Origin of the sequence: Anoxybacillus sp. FSL W8-0104 (genome assembly GCF_038004465.1) — a bacterium.
GTDB lineage: Bacteria > Bacillota > Bacilli > Bacillales > Anoxybacillaceae > Anoxybacillus > Anoxybacillus flavithermus_G.
Window position 1 is genome coordinate 2,518,310 of the sequence record NZ_JBBOQU010000001.1, and the last position, 18,553, is coordinate 2,536,862.

The window sequence follows — 18,553 nt, forward strand, 5'->3', positions numbered from 1 at the left end:
AGCCTACTTATTTTTTTGTAGCGCTCGATCCATAAATATTGCAAAATGAGCGCGAGTTGTCGGTTGTTCTGGATAAAAATAACCGTTATCCCCTTCCGCAATGCCGTGTTGGGAAATGATACGAATTTCTAACGCACCTTGTGTGTTTTCCGTTACATCTTTATACCTAGCATACGAAGCAGATGTGGCTTGCAAACGAAAAGCACGTTGAATAATCATTGCCATATGTTTTCGCTTCATCGACTCTTTTGGCGCAAAGCGATTGTTTGGGTACCCTCCGACAAAGCCTGCCTCGTACGCCGTCATAATTTCACGAGCAAATGGATGGGAATCGGGAACATCCACGAAAACCGATGGCTTAGTCGATAGCGGCAGTTGAAACGCTCGAACAAGCATAGCAGCTGCTTGCGCGCGCGTAATTGCTTGATTTGGAGCGAACAAACCATCACCCACACCCCCAACGATATTTTGACGGTATAAACGAGTGACGGAGACATACGCCCAATGATTAATCGGTACGTCTTTAAACACTTGCGGAGAATCGGCAGCTGTTTTTATTTTAGCTAACTCCTGCTCCAATTGTTTCATTTTGTCATCGATTTCATTCAAACGGCTATTTGTATCCGCCAACTGCTGTTCTGTCCATGGTGCTGTCGCAATTTCTTGTTCTTCACTTGCCCCCGCATGTTCCTGCTCACACGCTGCTAACAACAGCATGCTAATAGAAACAACGGAGAGAATCCATTTTTTCACCATGTCACCCCCTCTATTGCGACGTATAATATTTCACAATTCCTTGATAAATCGCTTCGGCATATATATTTTGATATTCGGCTGACGTTAATTTCGCGCGATCTTCAGCGTTAGAAATAAATCCAAGTTCTACAAGCACGCTCGTCACACTATTGTTGCGCAACACATACAATCCGCTATTTTTCACGCCACGATCGACCATATTCGCCATGCGGACAATCTCCTCTTGAATGTATTGCGCTAATTTTTTACTTTCTTCGGCATTCGGATTTGTCGATGAATCGTAATATACTTCAGCACCTTTGGCGCTTGGGTTCGTCGCCGAATTTGTATGAATGCTGACAAACATTTCCGCATAGTTGTTTTTCGCCATATCAACACGATCTTGTAGCGTCGGGTACACGTCCGTCTCGCGCGTCATGATAACCGTTGCTCCTGCTTGTTCAAGTTTTTGTTTTACGAACTTCGCTACTTCAAGCACGACCGTTTTCTCGTTCGCTCCTCCACTCATAGCCCCTGAGTCTTTTCCACCATGTCCTGCATCAACGACAATAATGCGTCCTTTCACAGGAGAGCCTGCGATATTTCGCAATTTTACATACGTTTTATGTACGTAAGCGAACTGACCGTTATACGCAATTTTTGCCCAATATCCGTTTATATCGTAAACATCGACAACTTGTCCTTTTCTCAAAGTTCCGACAAGCGTTCCTGTCGCAGACGGCGTTTGTCGGACATTGAGAGTTGCAGTCGTCACTATACCTTGAATATTCGTTTTCCCTTGCTCAATTAAATCCGGTAGCGGCAAGCGGAATTGATCGTTAATCGTTCGCGCTAACAACGTCGCAAACTCAGCACGAGAAATAGCATCTTTCGGAAAAAATTTCCCATCACTTCCGTTCGCAATCCCATGATAATACAAACGATTAATGTGCGCTAACGCCCAATGTCTTGCTGTGTCTTTAAACACCGCAGCAGATTCAACAGCAGCCCCTTTGCTCGGCAAAGAAAAAGCATTGACTAACACGATGCTCATTTCTGCACGGGACAATCCGGCGTCCGGACGAAAATTCGCCGTGCCGTCTCCCCCCATAATGCCAAGCTGTACTGCACGTGCAATCCAACCACGCGCCCAATGATTTGGTGGAACGTCTTGAAACGGCAATGCTCCGTCTTTCCACTCCGTTTGTCCAAGCGCACTGACGATCATTTTTGCTGCTTCTGCTCGCGTCACCGATTGCGCTGGACGAAACTCTGATATTTGCCCAACTGAATACCCGTTAATAATTTGCTCATTTGCTAAAAATTCAATTTCATTTTTTGCCCAATGATCGTCCGTGACATCAACGAATCGCTCTGCTTGCTTTAGTTCCGTATTCGCCCAACTAGGTGAAGCAACAGAAAACAAAGCAAGAAAAACGATAATTAGACAATATACGTGTCGTTTCCCCAGCATGTTCTTCTCCCTTTCGACATTTTTCTATTCTTAAGCATAACAAACAATTCTAACCTTTTCCATACCCGATAAGGCACATTTTTCTATTCGACAAATCCCTCGATCTTTTTCGACAAATAACGACACAAAACGACAAAAATATACAGCAAAGTTATTATTTTTGTCGTGTTTTTTTTTTTGAAAAAACGGCTATACTTACTTATACGATAAGGTTTTGGTTGCTAAGTCAGCCTCCCCGTCATTTGGAAATGGCGGGGCTTTTTTTTATGCTGATTTTGTCGAATATTGTCGAATTAGTGTCGACACTCGCACCATTATGGCACACATTTCCGCCCTCGTCACACGTTCATTCGGGTGAAAATATGGGGCTTTTGCAACAATCCCTCTTTCCGCTAATAGCTGTACCGCTTTCCACACGTCTTGTTGTTTCACATCTTGAAATGGATAAGCTGAGCGAATGGACTCATTCTCTAGTTGAAGTGCACGTGCAAGAAGTAGCGCAAGCTCTCCACGTGTCACTTGTTCATGTAATAACGCTTTTCCCCCTGTCCCCTTCACAATTCCTTTTTCCGCCGCTGTTGCTACTAACAGCGCATTTGTAGTTGTCAATGGCACATCGACAAAAGGAGCGGACAACAAAGATGGCGCTTCCCAATCGAATAGGCGAGCAAGCATTACAATACTTTCGCGACGCGTGAGAGGGTTATTTGGGCGAAACGTACCATCTCCATACCCGCGTATCATTCCTAACTGTTGCGCCTGTAAAATATCGCTATACGCCCAATATGTTTTCTTTACATCCGAAAACGGCGTTGGCCGAATAGGGGTAGCACGAACATCGGAAGCGATCACTCGTTTCTCGTCCGTGATGACGACCGCCACATCCCCTTGCTGTTTCATTAAATCAAACAAGCGAAACGACATCATTTCCCTATCTACGTTAAACGAACAAACGAGCTTTCCATTCACAAAAAGGTGACCTTGTTTCCCGACAAATGGAGAGGATAACGCTAAAATATACGTGCGATTTTTTTCGATAGGCTGCCCCGGTTGTAAATTGAGCCAATCGATACCTAGTGGAGCCGATAACGCAAGTGCTTGTTGCCATTGGATCATCCCATATCCGGTATACATATCATATCCTCTCCAATGCACATCTTTTGCTGTTTTCCATAAACGTTTGCGAAGTTGAAGCGCATCTTCTTCCGAGTATGTCGCACGCAGTACAGCTAACAGAGCGGACACGTGCGGCGTTGCCATCGACGTGCCGCGCATCGTACGATAGCCAGATATATAAGTGCTCCATAAAAAATCTCCCGGAGCGCTAACATCTACTTCCCAACCGTAGTTTGAAATAGAAAGAGGAGCTTGTTGCCGATTAATCGCTGCTACAGTAATCACCCCTGGATAGCTAGCAGGGTAAACGTTTGTTGTTGCCATATGGCTATTGCCAGCTGCCGCAACGACATGCACGCCACGTTTTACAGCTTCTTCAATGATCGCTTTTAACACTTCCGTCTCTCCTTGACCGGCTAAGCTTAAATTAATAACAGAAGCGCCATGATCGAGGGCATATTTCACTCCTTTTGCAATTTCAAAATCACCGCCTACGCCGTAACGATCTAACACTTTAATTGGCAAAATATCAATCGGCGCATCTCCAATGAGCCCCGCTATTCCTTTTCCATTATTCCCTACCGCAGCTAAAATGCCCGTTACATGTGTCCCATGCCCAAACGTATCATCCGCATAACGTTTTTTTTCTGCATAATCAACGCTTACACTATACAGCACATGATCGTTCAAATCTTCATGTTGTACAACGCCCGAATCGAGACAATCGCCACAATGACATGATTGACCCCTTTCAACTCCACGATGCGCGGACGATTCGTCCAATTTGGTGCCATAACATATAAATGAACCGTTGAGGAAGGGCGAGAGAGAAGAACATCCAGACGAGCAAGTTCTCCTTCGTTCTCCCCTAACATCGCCCCTGTTTCATCTTTCACCTGTATACGCCACGATCCTTCGATATGATCGACTGTGACAGAAAGGCGAGATAATGTTTCTTCTCCGAGCGCAATGACGATATGTTCCCCTTCAAACGATTCACCATCGTACACGTATTCTCGTCCATCAACAATCATCTGTTTACCAATTAGCCGATTCATAGATGTTAGCGAGGGGATATGCCAATCAATCACCGCTAAAGACCACTGCTCCGAAAACAACGGATCATCGACAGCCGCTCGTTTGATGTCGTTTTTCTCCATGTTTAACACAAACGGTAAACGAGATATGTTTTCTCGCTCTTCTTCTGTTACCGCCACTTTCACAAACGTCCCGATCGTATCCACAACGTACGGTTGAAGATGTCGAACGTCCGAGGTGTGGCGAACTTGAACGATCCATTCTTCTTTTTCACTCGCCCAAACGACTTGTGGGATAAAAAGAAAAATAAATGATAGCCATAACCATCTACTCATATGAAATTCCCTCCTACGTACTTCCATTGTATCGCGTCCATTTCGACAAGAATAGACAAAAATTTCAACTTCATAAAAATAGAGATTTAACTAAAAAATAATAGTTTTTTAACATTTTAGTGAAAAAACTTGTTATAATTTAATAGAGTAAGAATTACATAGAGGAGGAAAAAAGATGCACAAAATGAAAAAATGGATGATGCTTGCTTGTATGTTTGCTGTTGCCTTTGTTCTCCAGCCACAAGCATCGGAAGCAAGCGAATATGTCACGCGCGGGGAGTTTGTGCAACGGCTCATCACAACGCTCGGTGTTGATATCAAAAGCGAAGTGAAAGATCTTCCTTTTACAGACGTTGATCCGCAACTTGCTCCTTACGTCGAAGCAGCCATTCGTCTTGGCATCGCAAATGGAAAGACAGAAACGACATTTGCACCAAACGAAAAACTAACGCGTGAACAAGCGTACGTCTTTCTCATTCGTTCGTTACAGCTTCGCCATCATTACGCAACGAACGTCTTTAAATTGTACAAAGACGGAGCAACAACAAAACCTTGGGCACAACAATCGCTCTCTGCAGCCCTTCACCTCGGCTTACTTCAAGGATATAGCGACAAAACGATTCGACCGCAACAATGGCTCACAGCTGAACAAACGAAAGCGATTTTAAAACGATACGAAACAAACATTGAAAAAATTACATTCATCCATACGAACGATACACATGGCCGCATTATTGCGAACGAAAAAAACGGCGAAATGGGCTTTGCTAAAATCGCTAAAATTGCCCAAGATGCGCGTAAAAAAAATAAACAAACACTCCTTGTCGATTTAGGGGATACGTTCCACGGCACGACATATGTCAACTTAAATAGTGGACAAGCTGTCGTCGACTTAATGAATGCGATGAAATACGATGCGATGGTTCCGGGCAACCACGATTTCAACTATGGTCAAAATCGTTTGCTTGAGCTAAAGCAAGCCGCTCAATTCCCAGTCGTCAGCGGAAACATTTACAAAGATGGAAAACCATTTTTACCTGCTTATACAATTAAGCAAGTCGGCAATAAAAAAATTGCCCTTGTCGGTTTAACTGCGACAGACACAGCAGTCAAAACGAACCCTGCTGGCATCGTCGGCATTACATTCGCTGATGAAGAAGCGACGTTAAAACAACTTGTAAGTGAATTAAAAGGAAAAGTCGACCATATTGTCGTCCTATCACACTCTGGTTTACAAACAGATGAAAAACTGGCAAACAACGTATCGGGTGTCGATGTCATTCTCGGCGGTCATAGCCACGATACGATTGAAGCACCAAAAAAGTTTAAATACGCATACGTTTCGCAAGCGTTCGAATACGGAAAAGCGCTCGGACAAACAAATTTATTGTTTTATAAAGGTAAGCTAATCGGCGTCAACGGTTTCTTATATCGCGATCATGCGACAAAACAAGAGGATGCTGCGATCCGCTCCATCGTAGACACGTACAAAAATACGACGGATTCCACATTGCAACAAGTAATCGCAACAATCGACGTCAACTTAGACGGCGAGCGTGCAAACGTACGCACAAAAGAGACGAACCTTGGTAACCTTATCGCCGATGCGATGCGCCAAGCGCTTCAAACGGATGTCGCTCTAACGAACGGCGGCGGCATTCGCGCTTCCATTCCGAAAGGCGATGTGACGCGCAATCACATTTTAACAACGTTGCCGTTTGCAAACACACTTGTGAAAGTATCAATGAGCGGCGCCGATTTGAAAAAAGCACTTGAACATGGTGTTCGCCTGTACCCAGAACAAAACGGCGGCTTCCCGCACGTCTCAGGCATTCGCTTTACATTCGATGCCACGAAACCAGCCGGATCGCGCATTACATCCGTTCAAATTAACGGACAGCCGCTTGATGAAACGAAAACATATACTGTCGCAACAAATGACTTTATCGCCAAAGGCGGCGACGGTTACGATATGTTCAAATCAAGCACGATTGAGTTCGATAGCGGCGAGCTGCTAAGCACCGTTGTTATGAACTACTTGCAATCGAACAAGCCGATCCCAACTGTTGAAGGAAGAATAACAGTCGTGAATCAATAAAAGACGTCCAAACGGGCGTCTTTTTTACTTCAAATCCCAAAATACGTGACAAAAGGAAATCGTATGGTATAATGTGCTAGAAAGGAGTGGTAGTTTTGTTTAAAAAAATGATTACATATGTACTTGTTGCCTTCATTAGTTTTTTAACTATGGCGACATCCGCCGAGGCGACAAATGTTCGAACGGTACGTATCCCTATCATCTCAAACGGGAAAGTGCTACAAACAGATACTTCACCGATCATGGTGAACAATCGTATTCTTGTGCCATTTCGAGCAATTGCCCAATCAACAGGAGCGAATGTTTTTTGGAATGCAAATACAAAACAAGTGACTGTTCAAAAAAACAAAAAGGTCATTTTTCTTACCGTTCAATCATCGACAGCGACCATCAACGATCAAACCGTTACACTTGATGCCCCGCCGATCATTTACAAAGGACGCACGCTTGTACCGATTCGTTTTATCGCTGAAGCGCTCGATGCGAATGTGCAATGGACAGGAAAAGAGGTGCGCCTCTCTTGGTCAACTCTCCAGACAAGTGCCGGGGCGGTGTACGTAAACGAAACGAAAATAACAAACAACGCCATGACCGATGGAGTATATACATATCTTCCCTTAAAGAAACTACTGACGGCCATTGATGTCAATGTCGACTGGATCGAAACAGATGAGACGATGCGCATTCGCTTATCTCGTGGACAAATGACAATTACGGCAGGAAAAAAACAATTAGTCGTTGATGATCATGAAATCGTCGCACCACTTGCTCCCATTCGACTAAACGATGAATGGTACGTATCGGCTTCATGGGTGATGACTGTTTTTGGTGCACAAATGACTCGCAACGGAAATAACGATTTATATTTCTCTATCCCACGAACAACGTTTCGTAGTCCATTGCTACCGATTACCGAAGCTCCCATTACTGTTCCACAACACGTCACAACGCCAAGCATGGCAGATGGACGGCGTCTATTAATAAGCGACAATCCAGAAGTGTTAACTGCTACTACTGTGCCGCTTGGACAAGCAACATTAGCGCTTGACGACGTACAAGGTTCATTTCAAGCAATGGACCATCGCGTGTTTGGCTGGCACGTCAATAACTTAGGCACGCGCGTCACTGTCGCAATGATTATTGATAATCGTTCAGCAAACGACATAATAGTAACGAATATAAAAGGAACATACCGCACAAGTCCAAATAGCTGGGGGTATTACGATGTCGGGTTGCCACTTGCCGAAGCGATATTGCGCCAATCGCTCGCAACTGCTCAAGCAGTGGAAGTGAAAGCAGGAACGAGCGCGGTCATTCAAGCATTTGACGTCTCAAACAACCAACTGCTCGGATTTTTATATGACTTTACCGTCCAACAAGAAAGCGGCATAGCAAATTATCGTATTCGCACGGTGGTGACAAGTGCAGCAGCTAATTTTTCAACCATTTCTCCTACGCTCGCACCGATTGATTCTTATGCAACCCATCCGCGCGGCGTATGGAAAGGGACAACATTAGAAGCAACATTGCCGACATATACAATCGATGGTGAACCTGTTGCTTACAGTATATCAAACGGAAAAACGGACCATTTACTTTCAGTAGCCAATGCATTAAGCCATCCGAGCGAAACGGTACACAATCCAGGGCATTACGGCTTAACATACCGTCTATCGCTTCCGATTCAAAATGAAACAGGGGAAATAAAAACGATTCGCCTTCGTTTTAGCGGTCGCGGCGGGGCTTATTGTGGAGCTGTGAAAATAAACGGGGTTGTTTATCTCATCCCACCGCTCCAACCGATTACCCAATCGGCCTATATCGATTATACTGTTTTCTCAAACCAAGACGTTCTTTCACTTGAACTGATGCATGCAGGCGGAGCCGCTCTGCCGCTTGGGGTTGAAGTTTCGACGGTGAAGTAAAGGGAGGCTTCCATATCGGAGGCCTCCCTTTCGTTATATGTTTCATGTGGCAATGCTAATGCACGTACAAGCAACACAGCAAACTGGGGCACGTGTCATCTGCTCATTTGGTCGGTATGCTGTTTCTGTCATACCTTTCACAAGCTGTTTAGCTGCCAATGTTTCGATATATCCTTTCGCCCAATGTTGCTTGATGTCGCCAAATGTATGTGTTCCTTCAACGACGACGTATGTCGAGTTCGTCAATGACTTGATGACCGCTTTGTTGCCAACAAATGTGGTCGGTACAGGTGTAGCGAAAATCATTCACTTCTTTAAACAACAGATCACGCCGATTCCCTCGACAAACGATATGATAAAACAAATGCGGCACCCATATCCGCCTCGCTCGTCCCACACACCTCACCTCACGCAAACTTTTTCGAATCCTGCATTGCAATAAAAATTTTTTCGACAGGTGACTGGCAACGTTCAAAAAAAAAAAGCCATCTTAAGACGACTGTAATTTTATATCCCCATGTTCTTCTTCATATTGTTTTACAAAATCTTTTGATGTATATACCTTTAAAAAATCAAATTCTCTTTCATGTAGACCATGGTTCATATCATCTGTTATTAAATAATCCGCATTACCTGCAATAGCACATTTTAAAAACATATCATCATGTTCATCATTAGATTTTTCAATTTGAACATTCATGGTATTAATCGATAATGAATAATAAAAAAGTTCCACAATCCATTTCAACAATAAAATTCTTTCAGACACATCATCGATATTATAACGAGCAAAATTTTTAACCAAATAAATCAATTCACCAATAGTGTCCTGAGCGAATAGAAGTCTTATTTTCCGGTTTTTTACTAATTCAAGTATTTTTTCACATTCTGTAGATTCTTCAAACCAAGCTGCAATAAAAATATTTGTATCAAGAACTGCTTTAATGTTATTTCTTTTCATATTTCTTAATTCCTAAAGACTTCCTCGCTTCAGCAGGTGTCAGACCTTTTTTCTTCATATTTGTTCTAATTATTGATTTTATGTCGTCCATAAATGATAATTTTTCGTTATTTGCTCTCTGAGCAGTTGCCATATCCTTTTCCTCCTCCCAACACATACAACCACACCCCCTTAGAGGCATAGTGTACGCCTATTCTAAAGAGATTATACCACAAAATTCATTTAATTTATATGAATATATCGCTAATTTCCTATGAAAATGAATTATTTCCTTCAAAAAATCCAAAAATACGTTGTTTATTCGCAAATCGCTTCAATTTAAAAAAAGCACCCGAATAAACGAATGCTTTAAACCTCTACTTCTACATTGCGACTTCGACAGGTGACTGGCACCCTATCCCTGTTTCTATAAAACTTCGACAAACTTCGGGGCGTTCGGGGCGTGACAGGCACACTACCCTACCCCATATTCTTTTGTTTTTCTAATACGACATCAATTAAATAATCCATTTCTTCTTTCTTCTCCGCTCGATACAAATCATCTAATAAGTGATGCAACAAATACAAATCAGTAATAAGGTCTACTTTGTTTTGCATCGGTTTACTTTCCAAACCTAATCTTGCGCTTAAATATTTTTTTATTGCCTGCTGGCTTTCATTGATTCTTGCTCTTTCTTCCGCCATTCGGATCACTCTCGCCATACTTAACACCTCCATTAGTTTTTCTACATACTCCTTATCAATAAACTTGTCGGAAACCGCAATAATCGTTGCCAATAAACGTACTTGTTTTTCCTCATTTTTGATCCGTTTCGCAATTTCTACTGTTTCAATCGCTCGTTCGGAACGATTGAGGGAACTTCGCATTAATGGGAGGAAAATGAGATGCAGCTCATCTAGATCCGTAAGCTCTTCCCCATTCTCGACTTTCGTCCACAAATTTTGAATAATGGCATCACCATTATATTTTTTCATCAACACCGCTTGTGCCTCATATTGAACAGAACCGTAGCTTTTTTGTTCTGACACTTTTTCCACATCGGCTCCATAAATGACTACTGTCTTAATAGGCTTTTTATACCTTTCATACGCACTCACATCATATTGAAGAAATCGATCCAAATCTTTCTCATCAAACGTCGTTTGAAACTCAAGATGCAAATACGTATCATCTGCAAGCAAAAATAGAAAGTCCATTCTTCGATCATTAACCGCAATAGTCGGCAAATCCGTTGCTTCTACCCGAACAATCGGAGCAGTCCGAATCCCATAGAAATCCAGAACCTTTTCTTTAAATTGAGCAGTCATGTTACGGAATATGATATCATAGTTATTATATGCAATATCCGTTTGCTCGCTCATCATTACACTTCCTTTCCCTTTATTTTACTACAAATTTTTCATGAAATAAACATAGGCAGCCAATCACTCTCCCTATCTCCACTCAACATCCTTCCTTCATATTCCTTTCTTGACGTCCTTCTTTTATTCTCCGAAACGCCATCGCCTTCCATAATGCTTCATCGGTGATGTTTTCCGCTTCTGCTAAATCGGCAATGGTGCGAGCAAGGCGAACGATTTTTGTTTGCACGCGGTTGCTCCAGTCATTCATAGCCGCCCAATGTTGAAGCAGTTGTTGTTGCCCTTTCGTTAGCGGACTTTTCGCAAGCAGCACGTCCATCGGCACACGGCCGTTTGTTATTTCTTCCCCATATCGTTCGAATTGCCGGAAACGCGCAGCTTCCACACGGCGACGAATCGTTTCCGAACAGTCTACTTGCTTTGATTTTTGAGTCAAATCTACTGCTTCTAACGATAACAATATATCGATGCGGTCGTAAATCGGTCCGGAGACGCGTTGACGATAGGCGTGGATCTGTTTTGGGCTACATATGCAATAGCGTTTTTTCGAACCGAAATAGCCGCATGGGCATGGATTCATCGCCCCGATCAAAATGAAATGTGCTGGATACGTCACCGTCGACGAAACGCGGCTAATCGTCACTTTTCCTGTTTCTAATGGCTGGCGAAGCATGTCCAACGTCTTTTTCGTAAACTCTGCCATTTCATCAAGAAATAATACCCCACGATGGGCAAGCGAAACTTCCCCTGGTTTCGGCTGCGTCCCTCCTCCAATCAATGCTATAGAAGATGCTGAATGATGGGGATGACGAAACGGTGGAGAGGAATCGTTTTTCGTTTCCCCTGCGAGTTGGTATAAACTAAGTACTTCCAACTGCGCTTCATCGGAAAGGCGCGGTAAAATCGTTGGAAACGTTTCGGCTAACAGGCTTTTCCCACACCCTGGTGGTCCGATCATTAACACGTTATGTTCTCCTGCAGCAGAAACTTCAAGTGCATACTTGGCGTAGTCATGTCCGATGATATGTTCAAAATCACGATGAGTTTTTTGAGGTGGATCGACAGCTGAAGGGAGATGATTCGTTGAAAATAACACTGGTTGACCTTGTAAACATTGCATCACTTGATCTAATGTTTGAACAAAAACACAATCGATATGCTGCAGGCATTGAAAGGGAAATGTCGGATCATATGGGGCATATACTTGTTGAAAGCCGAGTTTTTTGGCAGCTAAAATAGCTGGTAACATGCCATCTACTGACTGAATCGTTCCGTCTAATGACAATGAGCCTAAAAATGCGATATGTGACGGAATTGGTTGCTCGAGTTTTCCTTTTACTTTTAAAATACCAATCGCCATTGCTAGATCAAACATCGGGCTTTGTTTTTTTCGCTCGGGCGGCGACAGATGGATGACAAGCTTTTGATTCATGACATCACATCCAAACGCATGCAATGCCGCAATGACTCGTTCCTTTGCTTCTTTTACCGATGTATCGGGCAATCCGACAATCACAACTGAAGGCATTCCCGGCAGTTCTTTCACTTCCACTTGCACACGGTATCCTTCCATCCCGCGCAAGCCAATGCTACAAACTTTCATGTTATTCCTCCTTGACACAGTTCGGTACAACATCTTCTTTCACAAACTGCACATATGCTTTCTTTTTTTCATTCATTGTTCCAGAAAAGTAACGAAGGAGTACATCAATGTTCATAAACGAAGGCAATGAGGTAGATTGGTGATAAAAGTGGAAACTACTCCAGCGATAATGTTCAGGAAGATGCACCATACGTGCCTCGACAGGGTTGAGATGAATATAGCGACTGACTTCTAACATCCCAGCGTCATCGTCAATGAGTTTACTGAAGTAACGCTTTTCAAACACATGACCGGTTAATCCGTAACGTGTATTGTAATAATTGGCGTATCGTTTGTTAACCAGTGCCATGACTTTGGAAATGGATTGTTGTGGTGAGCGAAGTTGAAGATGAAAATGATTTGTCATAAGGCAATACGAAGCAATTTCAAACGGAATGTTTTCATGAAGCCGTTCGAGGATATACAAAAACGCGCGAAAATCATTTACTTCTTTAAACAACGGATCACGCCGATTCCCACGGCACACAATGTGATAAAACAAATGCGGCACCCATATCCGCCTTGCTCGACCCACACACCTCACCTCACACGAACTTTCTCGCCATATCCCTTCGACAAAAACAGCGAAAATCCTGCATCAAAAGAAAAATTTTTTGATACTCTGCACGTAAAACTACTCTCTCGACGGGTGACACTTATGCCACTTGTCAAACCAGCGATATCATTTGTATAATATAAGCAGATATTTCATAAAATAAAAAAGCTGAGTGCGGTGAACACTCAGCGGGCAACTACATGCCGCAAGAAGAGCGGCTGACCTTTAGATGTGTAACAGATAAAAAAGAAATAACCGTTTCACACCTTTGGTCGAGGGGGACGGTTATTTCTTTTTGTTTATATAGACGACGATGGTAACAGTCAATGTTAGCAAGGAACTGCTTCGATAATATAAGCGTATTAATTATGCGCTAAACTTGAACATGCAAGTTATGATCCTGTCTACTTGTACCATCAATGATGAAAGGGGTATTCAATGCCTGCGAGATTTTAAAAAGTGTCTCTACTCTAGGGCTTGTAAGCCCCGCTTCAATTCTCCCAATCGTGGATTTTGGAACTCCAATACGGTCTGCAAGTTCCTGTTGAGACATATTCAGCTGCTTCCGTCTTGTTTTGATCTGTGAAGCTATAGTTCCCTCTAATTGAAGTTTTTGAACATGCTGCTCGCCTCGAATGGCTGCATATTTCTTAAAAAAATCACTCATTCTTTTTCCCTCCCAGTTGATCAATAAAGGTAAGGATCAAAAGCGCAATAACTTTCATATGCTGATTCGGCAGGCACAATATCCTCTCGTCTTATCGCTCCATTATACTGCTTGTCGAAATAATGGAGCAGTATGACTTTTGAAAAATTGTGGATCGCAAATATAATCCTGTGATTTCCAGTTCTTCCACCCCTTATACCCCATCTGTAAAAATTATCATAACGAGTATTCATGCTAAGATGTTTCAATGATGGAGGGGTTATATCGTCCGGAAAGCTGTTGTCCTCTGGATCAGAAGGATATGGATTATGTTGAATAATCGTAAGTTGCCTTGCATATACATCAGCAACATGACACCATATACCCGAATGACCTTTTTGTCTAAGTTCTTGCTCTGCCTTATTCAAGAGATAATTTTCAAATTCCTTTACATTTCCTGTGTATATTACCTCAAACAACATCCTCTACCCTTTACATAATATTATTACACATATGATAGCATTTATGCTACTGAAACACAATAATTTATAATTAGGGAATACTGAATAACTTTTTTCCTAATAAATAGATTGCCATTCCGTAGCTGTATTCCCGGTAGTACGGCACCCCGTCAATGATGATGCGATGGTATTTTGCCATTTTCCCTTCCCCTTTCATTTGGTCTAGTCGTGGGATTCTCGGACGAACATCCGCCAATCTTAGACATATATGTTGCATGAGAGCTTCTTTCCGTCCTTTATCCACACTTCGTACAGCTTCTTTCTCGTCTCCTCATTGACGACCACTCCGGCAATCCATTCGTATCCTTCTGCATCTACGTACATTAGTGCCTCCAAAAGCAGCGGGTTCGGCAACTTCTCTAGGTGCTCTGCGGGAACAAGCAACTCGTCGATTTCGTCATGATAGAATTCATACGCTTCATAGCCCACCTCGTCATGCGGCACTTCCATGTTAAACTCGCTTTTCATCTTCTCCACGAACCAGTCGATATGCGACATATTCTCATCTCCTTTCAAATGTAGCCTTTTTCTTTCAGCGACAAATATCGTTCAGGGCAAACAATCAAATGGTCTAGCACATCGATGCCAATCACCCTTCCCGCCTCTACTAACCGTTTCGTTACCTCGATGTCCTCCCTCGACGGCTCGCAATGACCGCTGGGATGATTATGGGCGACGATGATGGAAGCCGAGTTGGAGAGAATGGCAGCCTTCATCACCTCCCTCGGATGTACGATGCTAGCGTTCAGGCTTCCGACATGGCAAACGTTGATGGCAGTCGGCTGGTTTTTCGTGTCAAGACAGACAACGACAAACTTCTTCCACGAGGAATGGCTTCAGCAGCTTATACGCGTCTTCTGGAGATCTGATTTGACGCTCCCTGTACAGCACGCTAGACTCACGAACGAGCTTTAGGCTGACAATGTTGACGCGCTTCGCTGGCTGTTTGGCAGGCACCTCTCTTTCTAGCAACTCTAGCTGCTGGTGGTCGATGGTTTGATACTTGCTCATCCTTTTCCCCTCCTAAAACAAAAATAGCCCCAATTCCCCGAAAGGAATTGAGACACTATGGCTGTAGGCTCAAAATCATAATATATATTTGAAATCAAGCTTAATACAGATTTGGGCAAAAGGAAAAGCCCCGCAGAGATTTCTCTCCGCAGAGCTTTTCCTTCGGGCGGTGTCAGGCACGCATCCCATTAAAGAAAAATTTTTTGATACTCTCTCGACGGGTGACTGGCACGCACTTGCCAAACCAGCGATATCATTTGTATAATATAAGCAGATATTTCATAAACTAAAAAAGCTGAGCGCCGCAAACGCTCAGCAAGCAACTACATGCCGCAAGAAGAGCGGCTGACCTTTAGATGTGTAACAGATAAAAAAGAAATAACCGTTTCACACCTTTGGTCGAGGGGGGACGGTTATTTCTTTTTGTTTGTTTAGGTTACTGTGCATTGCTCTTATTTGGTTTAAAAAGTTTGCTTCTCCAAAAAAGCAGAAATGTAATCTGAAAAGTGTATAAAACTCAATTCTTTGCTCCCACGCCACTCATAATATTTAATATTGCTTAGAATTTCTTTAAACTCTGGATTTTTTAAAAGTTCGATCGTAAGTCCGACTTTTGCTTGTTCAACCTTACTTGTTTTATCATTAATAGTTGGATTTCTAATTATAGTTCTTATTAATCCTAATAGTACATCTGTCAATTCCAATCCAATCTCGGAGTTTTTAGGAAACATATAGCACTCTTTAGCATGAAATTTTTCACCACGATACAAAGAATGACTATTCAGAGTGGAAATGAGAGTTTTATCTAATTCTAATGTTTCATACTCCGTTGATTTGTCAATATAAATGTTAGCAGAGACTCTCATATCTCCACCATACCCTCTAATAAGTCCATATATTAGTCGCTCAGGTAATTTTGAGTAAATAGTTGCATCTCTATCTTTTTTAGAAAATAGCTCTTGCCCTTTTAGAAAACCATAATGATAGTTGATGACATTGAGTCTAATAAATTCTTTATACATCACGAAAATGTCAATCAGATTTAAAATATTTTCTTTTCCAGACTCGTGACCATTATAGTTTTTCCAGTGTATACTAAAAATTCTTTTCTTTAAAAAATAATTCATATATTGCATATCATCTTGATCATATATTTTTTTAGGAATTGAAAGAGCGCCCAAAAGATTTGGTCGGTCATCTCCCTTTCCTGATTCGTCAAAGAACACATTTATTTCTCGAGTGTGAAAGGTGTTAAATAAGTGACTCACGTGTTCATTCCTCCATCAGAAAAACATTGACTTTTTTGTTGCAATGTAATAAAATTTCCTTACAAGCGATGAATAAATTTTTTACTTTCAATTAAGATAGTTAATGATCCTCTCATTCAACATGAGTGCGAGGTTGGATAGAAGCAACACATTCAATCTGAGTGTGTTGCTTTTGATTTGGTGAAATTTATGCTCCATAAAGTGGGATAAAACATCATTTTTCGCTCATCACTAAAAGATGTACTTGTTATCAAAGTATGGTGGCCATCCATAGCCGAACCCGCAATACAAATCGTTGGATATTTCTGTATCCACACCCTCGACGTTTGATCAGATTAATCCTATTGTTCGTTCCTTCCATTCTCCGATTCAGATAAGACGACAAAATACACGAAATGATTTCTTCTGTGCGTTTGATGAGTAATCGTGCGAATCTCCCCATGATGGATCGATCACCTTTCCTATACAGGGGAATTCTCATTTTTTGTCCCCTCTATTTTATGACTTCTCAAGCAACTTAATATTCTGTTGTAAACTAGAAATCACTTCCTTAATTAACGCGATAGCACGCAGCTCTTCTTCATTAACATTCAAGATGTCAATCTCATTAGCAGCTTTACGCAACTCCATAATGGCATTATTCAAGATTGAAATACATTGATTGTTTAATTTCCTTTTTTGAACATCATAATCTTTACTATTGACATCTTGACTTACTGAAAAATTCGTAAACTCAGCTAGACGGTAAATCCCTCTTCTAACCGATTTGATTTTGTTTCTTTGAACCAAGTCATACAAGCTTCCAGCAAAATTTCCCTCTGTAAAATTATTATGACCAGCTCTTTTAATCACATACTCCTTGATCTCCTCCCTCGTATGTTCCTGACCGTCAGCTAAAAGCTCCTGTACGTAAAATTTGATTTCCTCCGACTTGGAACTGAATTTCATAAAAACCACCTTTCTTTTTAATCTTTTAAAAACAACCTTTACATGTAATATAATATAAAATATAAAGAAATTCAATCTTTTAATAATTAAAACCTTATTTCATTTTTTCTCCAACGAACATTTAGAGAGCCAACTATGACTCTCTGTCTCTATCAATCTTCGACACCTTTCGACAGGTGACAGGCACCGTTCCTTAAATCAAGCTTGATACAGATTTGGGCAAAAAGAAAAGCCCTGCAGAGATACCTCTCCGCAGAGCCTTCCTTCCAATCTACTTGTCTCAATTTCTACAAATCTCGACAAACTTCGGGGCGTGACAGACACGCTTCCATTCCCTTCTTTTGCAGGAAGTCGTTGTACACTTTCAAACTATTGATTTTCTTGTTGATCGTTGCAATGGCATACTCATTGTCTAACAGATGTTGCTTGTAACGGACAAAAGAAAAGCGGGAAAGCGGCTGAGTCGTGTCAACCGCCTTCTCGGTCAAGTATTTCTGAAAGCCTTCCACATCTCCTACATACGATTCGATCGTTTTTGGCGACTTTCCCTCTTCTGTGAGCCATTGTTTGAATGCACCGATTAATTCCTGCAATGGAAGCACCTCCTTAAAACACAAAAAAGCCATTGATGCTTGCACTTGCACCAATGGCTTTTACTTTTTGATGATGTCAATGATCGTTTTCACTATGCAGCCTGAACACGGTTGACTGCATGGACACGGACAAGGAAAGATTTTCACTCATGGCTCCCCCTTCTTGTTTATTTTATTACCCCCTAGTCCTCGCTGATGAGTCCTTTGACGACTTCGTTTGAGTCAAGACTTTGTGGGAGATTTTTTTCTCGACCGATTTTTTTGGTTATATATGGTTTTATAAAATCGTTATATGTAAGCGCTTTTACTTACTCTCATCCTGTA

The 18,553-nt window shown here is 42.0% G+C and carries 19 protein-coding genes and 2 pseudogenes; 2 read left to right on the forward strand and 19 right to left on the reverse strand.

What is annotated here, in order from left to right; genetic code table 11:
• Positions 1-3 precede the first annotated feature (3 nt).
• The 4 genes from NST18_RS13460 to NST18_RS13475 all read right to left on the reverse strand — a co-directional run bounded on the left by NST18_RS13460 (position 4) and on the right by NST18_RS13475 (position 4,698).
• Positions 4-756: an S-layer homology domain-containing protein gene (locus tag NST18_RS13460; RefSeq protein ID WP_004892717.1), complete on the reverse strand. Its 753-nt coding sequence runs from the start codon at positions 754-756 to the stop codon at positions 4-6.
• Between the two features lie 10 nt (positions 757-766).
• Positions 767-2,209 (reverse strand): N-acetylmuramoyl-L-alanine amidase, encoded by a 1,443-nt coding sequence (locus NST18_RS13465; protein ID WP_004892719.1) that lies wholly within the window; start codon positions 2,207-2,209, stop codon positions 767-769.
• 264 nt (positions 2,210-2,473) lie between these two features.
• Complete coding sequence (locus NST18_RS13470; protein ID WP_340721537.1) at positions 2,474-4,015, reverse strand: S8 family peptidase; 1,542 nt, start codon at positions 4,013-4,015, stop codon at positions 2,474-2,476.
• Entirely contained in the window at positions 4,012-4,698 is a 687-nt protein-coding gene (locus NST18_RS13475; RefSeq protein ID WP_230456224.1) for a hypothetical protein, read from the reverse strand. Before NST18_RS13475 ends, NST18_RS13470 begins: the two co-directional genes overlap by 4 nt.
• A 175-nt stretch (positions 4,699-4,873) precedes the next feature.
• Between NST18_RS13475 and NST18_RS13480 the strand changes: the two genes are divergently transcribed.
• Complete coding sequence (locus tag NST18_RS13480) at positions 4,874-6,796, forward strand: 5'-nucleotidase C-terminal domain-containing protein (RefSeq protein WP_340721538.1); 1,923 nt, start codon at positions 4,874-4,876, stop codon at positions 6,794-6,796.
• An 86-nt stretch (positions 6,797-6,882) separates the two neighbouring features.
• Positions 6,883-8,721 (forward strand): stalk domain-containing protein, encoded by a 1,839-nt coding sequence (locus NST18_RS13485; protein WP_128356493.1) that lies wholly within the window; start codon positions 6,883-6,885, stop codon positions 8,719-8,721.
• A 42-nt stretch (positions 8,722-8,763) separates the two neighbouring features.
• On the opposite strand, the gene NST18_RS13490 is transcribed toward NST18_RS13485, so the two are convergent.
• From NST18_RS13490 to NST18_RS13560, 15 genes and pseudogenes are all read right to left on the reverse strand, one after another.
• Positions 8,764-9,027: an S-layer homology domain-containing protein gene (locus tag NST18_RS13490; RefSeq protein WP_004892726.1), complete on the reverse strand. Its 264-nt coding sequence runs from the start codon at positions 9,025-9,027 to the stop codon at positions 8,764-8,766.
• Positions 9,020-9,118: pseudogene (locus NST18_RS13495) on the reverse strand (transposase); the annotation flags it as partial. The pseudogene NST18_RS13495 and the gene NST18_RS13490, both read right to left, overlap by 8 nt.
• 93 nt (positions 9,119-9,211) lie before the next feature.
• Positions 9,212-9,682, reverse strand: coding sequence for a putative toxin-antitoxin system toxin component, PIN family (locus NST18_RS13500; protein ID WP_004892729.1), 471 nt, complete (start codon positions 9,680-9,682; stop codon positions 9,212-9,214).
• A complete protein-coding gene (locus NST18_RS13505) occupies positions 9,669-9,815 on the reverse strand; it encodes a hypothetical protein (RefSeq protein WP_155116438.1) in 147 nt (48 codons plus the stop codon). The genes NST18_RS13500 and NST18_RS13505 overlap by 14 nt, the downstream gene beginning before the upstream one ends.
• A 326-nt stretch (positions 9,816-10,141) precedes the next feature.
• On the reverse strand, positions 10,142-11,044 hold the full coding sequence (locus tag NST18_RS13510; RefSeq protein WP_192948850.1) for a hypothetical protein: 903 nt from the start codon (positions 11,042-11,044) through the stop codon (positions 10,142-10,144).
• A gap of 82 nt (positions 11,045-11,126) precedes the next feature.
• A complete protein-coding gene (locus tag NST18_RS13515; protein WP_192949537.1) occupies positions 11,127-12,647 on the reverse strand; it encodes a YifB family Mg chelatase-like AAA ATPase in 1,521 nt (506 codons plus the stop codon).
• 1 nt (position 12,648) lies between these two features.
• Positions 12,649-13,221, reverse strand: coding sequence for a transposase (locus NST18_RS13520; protein ID WP_340721540.1), 573 nt, complete (start codon positions 13,219-13,221; stop codon positions 12,649-12,651).
• A 394-nt stretch (positions 13,222-13,615) separates the two neighbouring features.
• Positions 13,616-13,909, reverse strand: a complete 294-nt coding sequence (locus NST18_RS13525; protein ID WP_064214363.1) for a helix-turn-helix domain-containing protein — start codon at positions 13,907-13,909, stop codon at positions 13,616-13,618.
• Positions 13,910-13,929: 20 nt separating this feature from the next.
• On the reverse strand, positions 13,930-14,370 hold the full coding sequence (locus NST18_RS13530) for a hypothetical protein (RefSeq protein ID WP_064214364.1): 441 nt from the start codon (positions 14,368-14,370) through the stop codon (positions 13,930-13,932).
• 237 nt (positions 14,371-14,607) lie between these two features.
• Positions 14,608-14,907: a hypothetical protein gene (locus tag NST18_RS13535; protein WP_064214365.1), complete on the reverse strand. Its 300-nt coding sequence runs from the start codon at positions 14,905-14,907 to the stop codon at positions 14,608-14,610.
• Between the two features lie 14 nt (positions 14,908-14,921).
• Positions 14,922-15,420: pseudogene (locus NST18_RS13540) on the reverse strand (JAB domain-containing protein).
• Positions 15,421-15,881: 461 nt separating this feature from the next.
• The gene (locus tag NST18_RS13545; protein WP_340721542.1) at positions 15,882-16,688 is read right to left on the reverse strand and encodes a DUF3800 domain-containing protein; all 807 of its coding nucleotides are present in this window, start codon (positions 16,686-16,688) and stop codon (positions 15,882-15,884) included.
• A 250-nt stretch (positions 16,689-16,938) separates the two neighbouring features.
• Positions 16,939-17,163, reverse strand: coding sequence for a transposase (locus tag NST18_RS13550; RefSeq protein ID WP_445290572.1), 225 nt, complete (start codon positions 17,161-17,163; stop codon positions 16,939-16,941).
• A gap of 23 nt (positions 17,164-17,186) precedes the next feature.
• Complete coding sequence (locus NST18_RS13555; RefSeq protein WP_340721546.1) at positions 17,187-17,636, reverse strand: hypothetical protein; 450 nt, start codon at positions 17,634-17,636, stop codon at positions 17,187-17,189.
• A gap of 287 nt (positions 17,637-17,923) precedes the next feature.
• Positions 17,924-18,229 carry a site-specific integrase gene (locus tag NST18_RS13560; RefSeq protein ID WP_340721548.1) on the reverse strand — a complete coding sequence of 102 codons (306 nt, stop codon included), beginning with the start codon at positions 18,227-18,229 and terminating at the stop codon, positions 17,924-17,926.
• Positions 18,230-18,553: the final 324 nt, after the last annotated feature.

Excerpts from the sequence above, each read along its gene's own strand:
- NST18_RS13500 (WP_004892729.1), bottom strand. The coding sequence starts at position 9,682 with ATGAAAAGAAATAACATTAAAGCAGTTCTTGATACAAATATTTTTATT.
- NST18_RS13505 (WP_155116438.1), bottom strand. The coding sequence starts at position 9,815 with ATGGCAACTGCTCAGAGAGCAAATAACGAAAAATTATCATTTATGGAC.
- NST18_RS13515 (WP_192949537.1), bottom strand. The coding sequence starts at position 12,647 with ATGAAAGTTTGTAGCATTGGCTTGCGCGGGATGGAAGGATACCGTGTG.
- NST18_RS13535 (WP_064214365.1), bottom strand. The coding sequence starts at position 14,907 with ATGTCGCATATCGACTGGTTCGTGGAGAAGATGAAAAGCGAGTTTAAC.
- NST18_RS13555 (WP_340721546.1), bottom strand. The coding sequence starts at position 17,636 with ATGAAATTCAGTTCCAAGTCGGAGGAAATCAAATTTTACGTACAGGAG.
- NST18_RS13510 (WP_192948850.1), bottom strand. The coding sequence starts at position 11,044 with ATGAGCGAGCAAACGGATATTGCATATAATAACTATGATATCATATTC.
- NST18_RS13475 (WP_230456224.1), bottom strand. The coding sequence starts at position 4,698 with ATGAGTAGATGGTTATGGCTATCATTTATTTTTCTTTTTATCCCACAA.
- NST18_RS13465 (WP_004892719.1), bottom strand. The coding sequence starts at position 2,209 with ATGCTGGGGAAACGACACGTATATTGTCTAATTATCGTTTTTCTTGCT.
- NST18_RS13525 (WP_064214363.1), bottom strand. The coding sequence starts at position 13,909 with ATGAGTGATTTTTTTAAGAAATATGCAGCCATTCGAGGCGAGCAGCAT.
- NST18_RS13460 (WP_004892717.1), bottom strand. The coding sequence starts at position 756 with ATGGTGAAAAAATGGATTCTCTCCGTTGTTTCTATTAGCATGCTGTTG.
- NST18_RS13490 (WP_004892726.1), bottom strand. The coding sequence starts at position 9,027 with ATGATTTTCGCTACACCTGTACCGACCACATTTGTTGGCAACAAAGCG.
- NST18_RS13480 (WP_340721538.1), top strand. The coding sequence starts at position 4,874 with ATGCACAAAATGAAAAAATGGATGATGCTTGCTTGTATGTTTGCTGTT.
- NST18_RS13530 (WP_064214364.1), bottom strand. The coding sequence starts at position 14,370 with ATGTTGTTTGAGGTAATATACACAGGAAATGTAAAGGAATTTGAAAAT.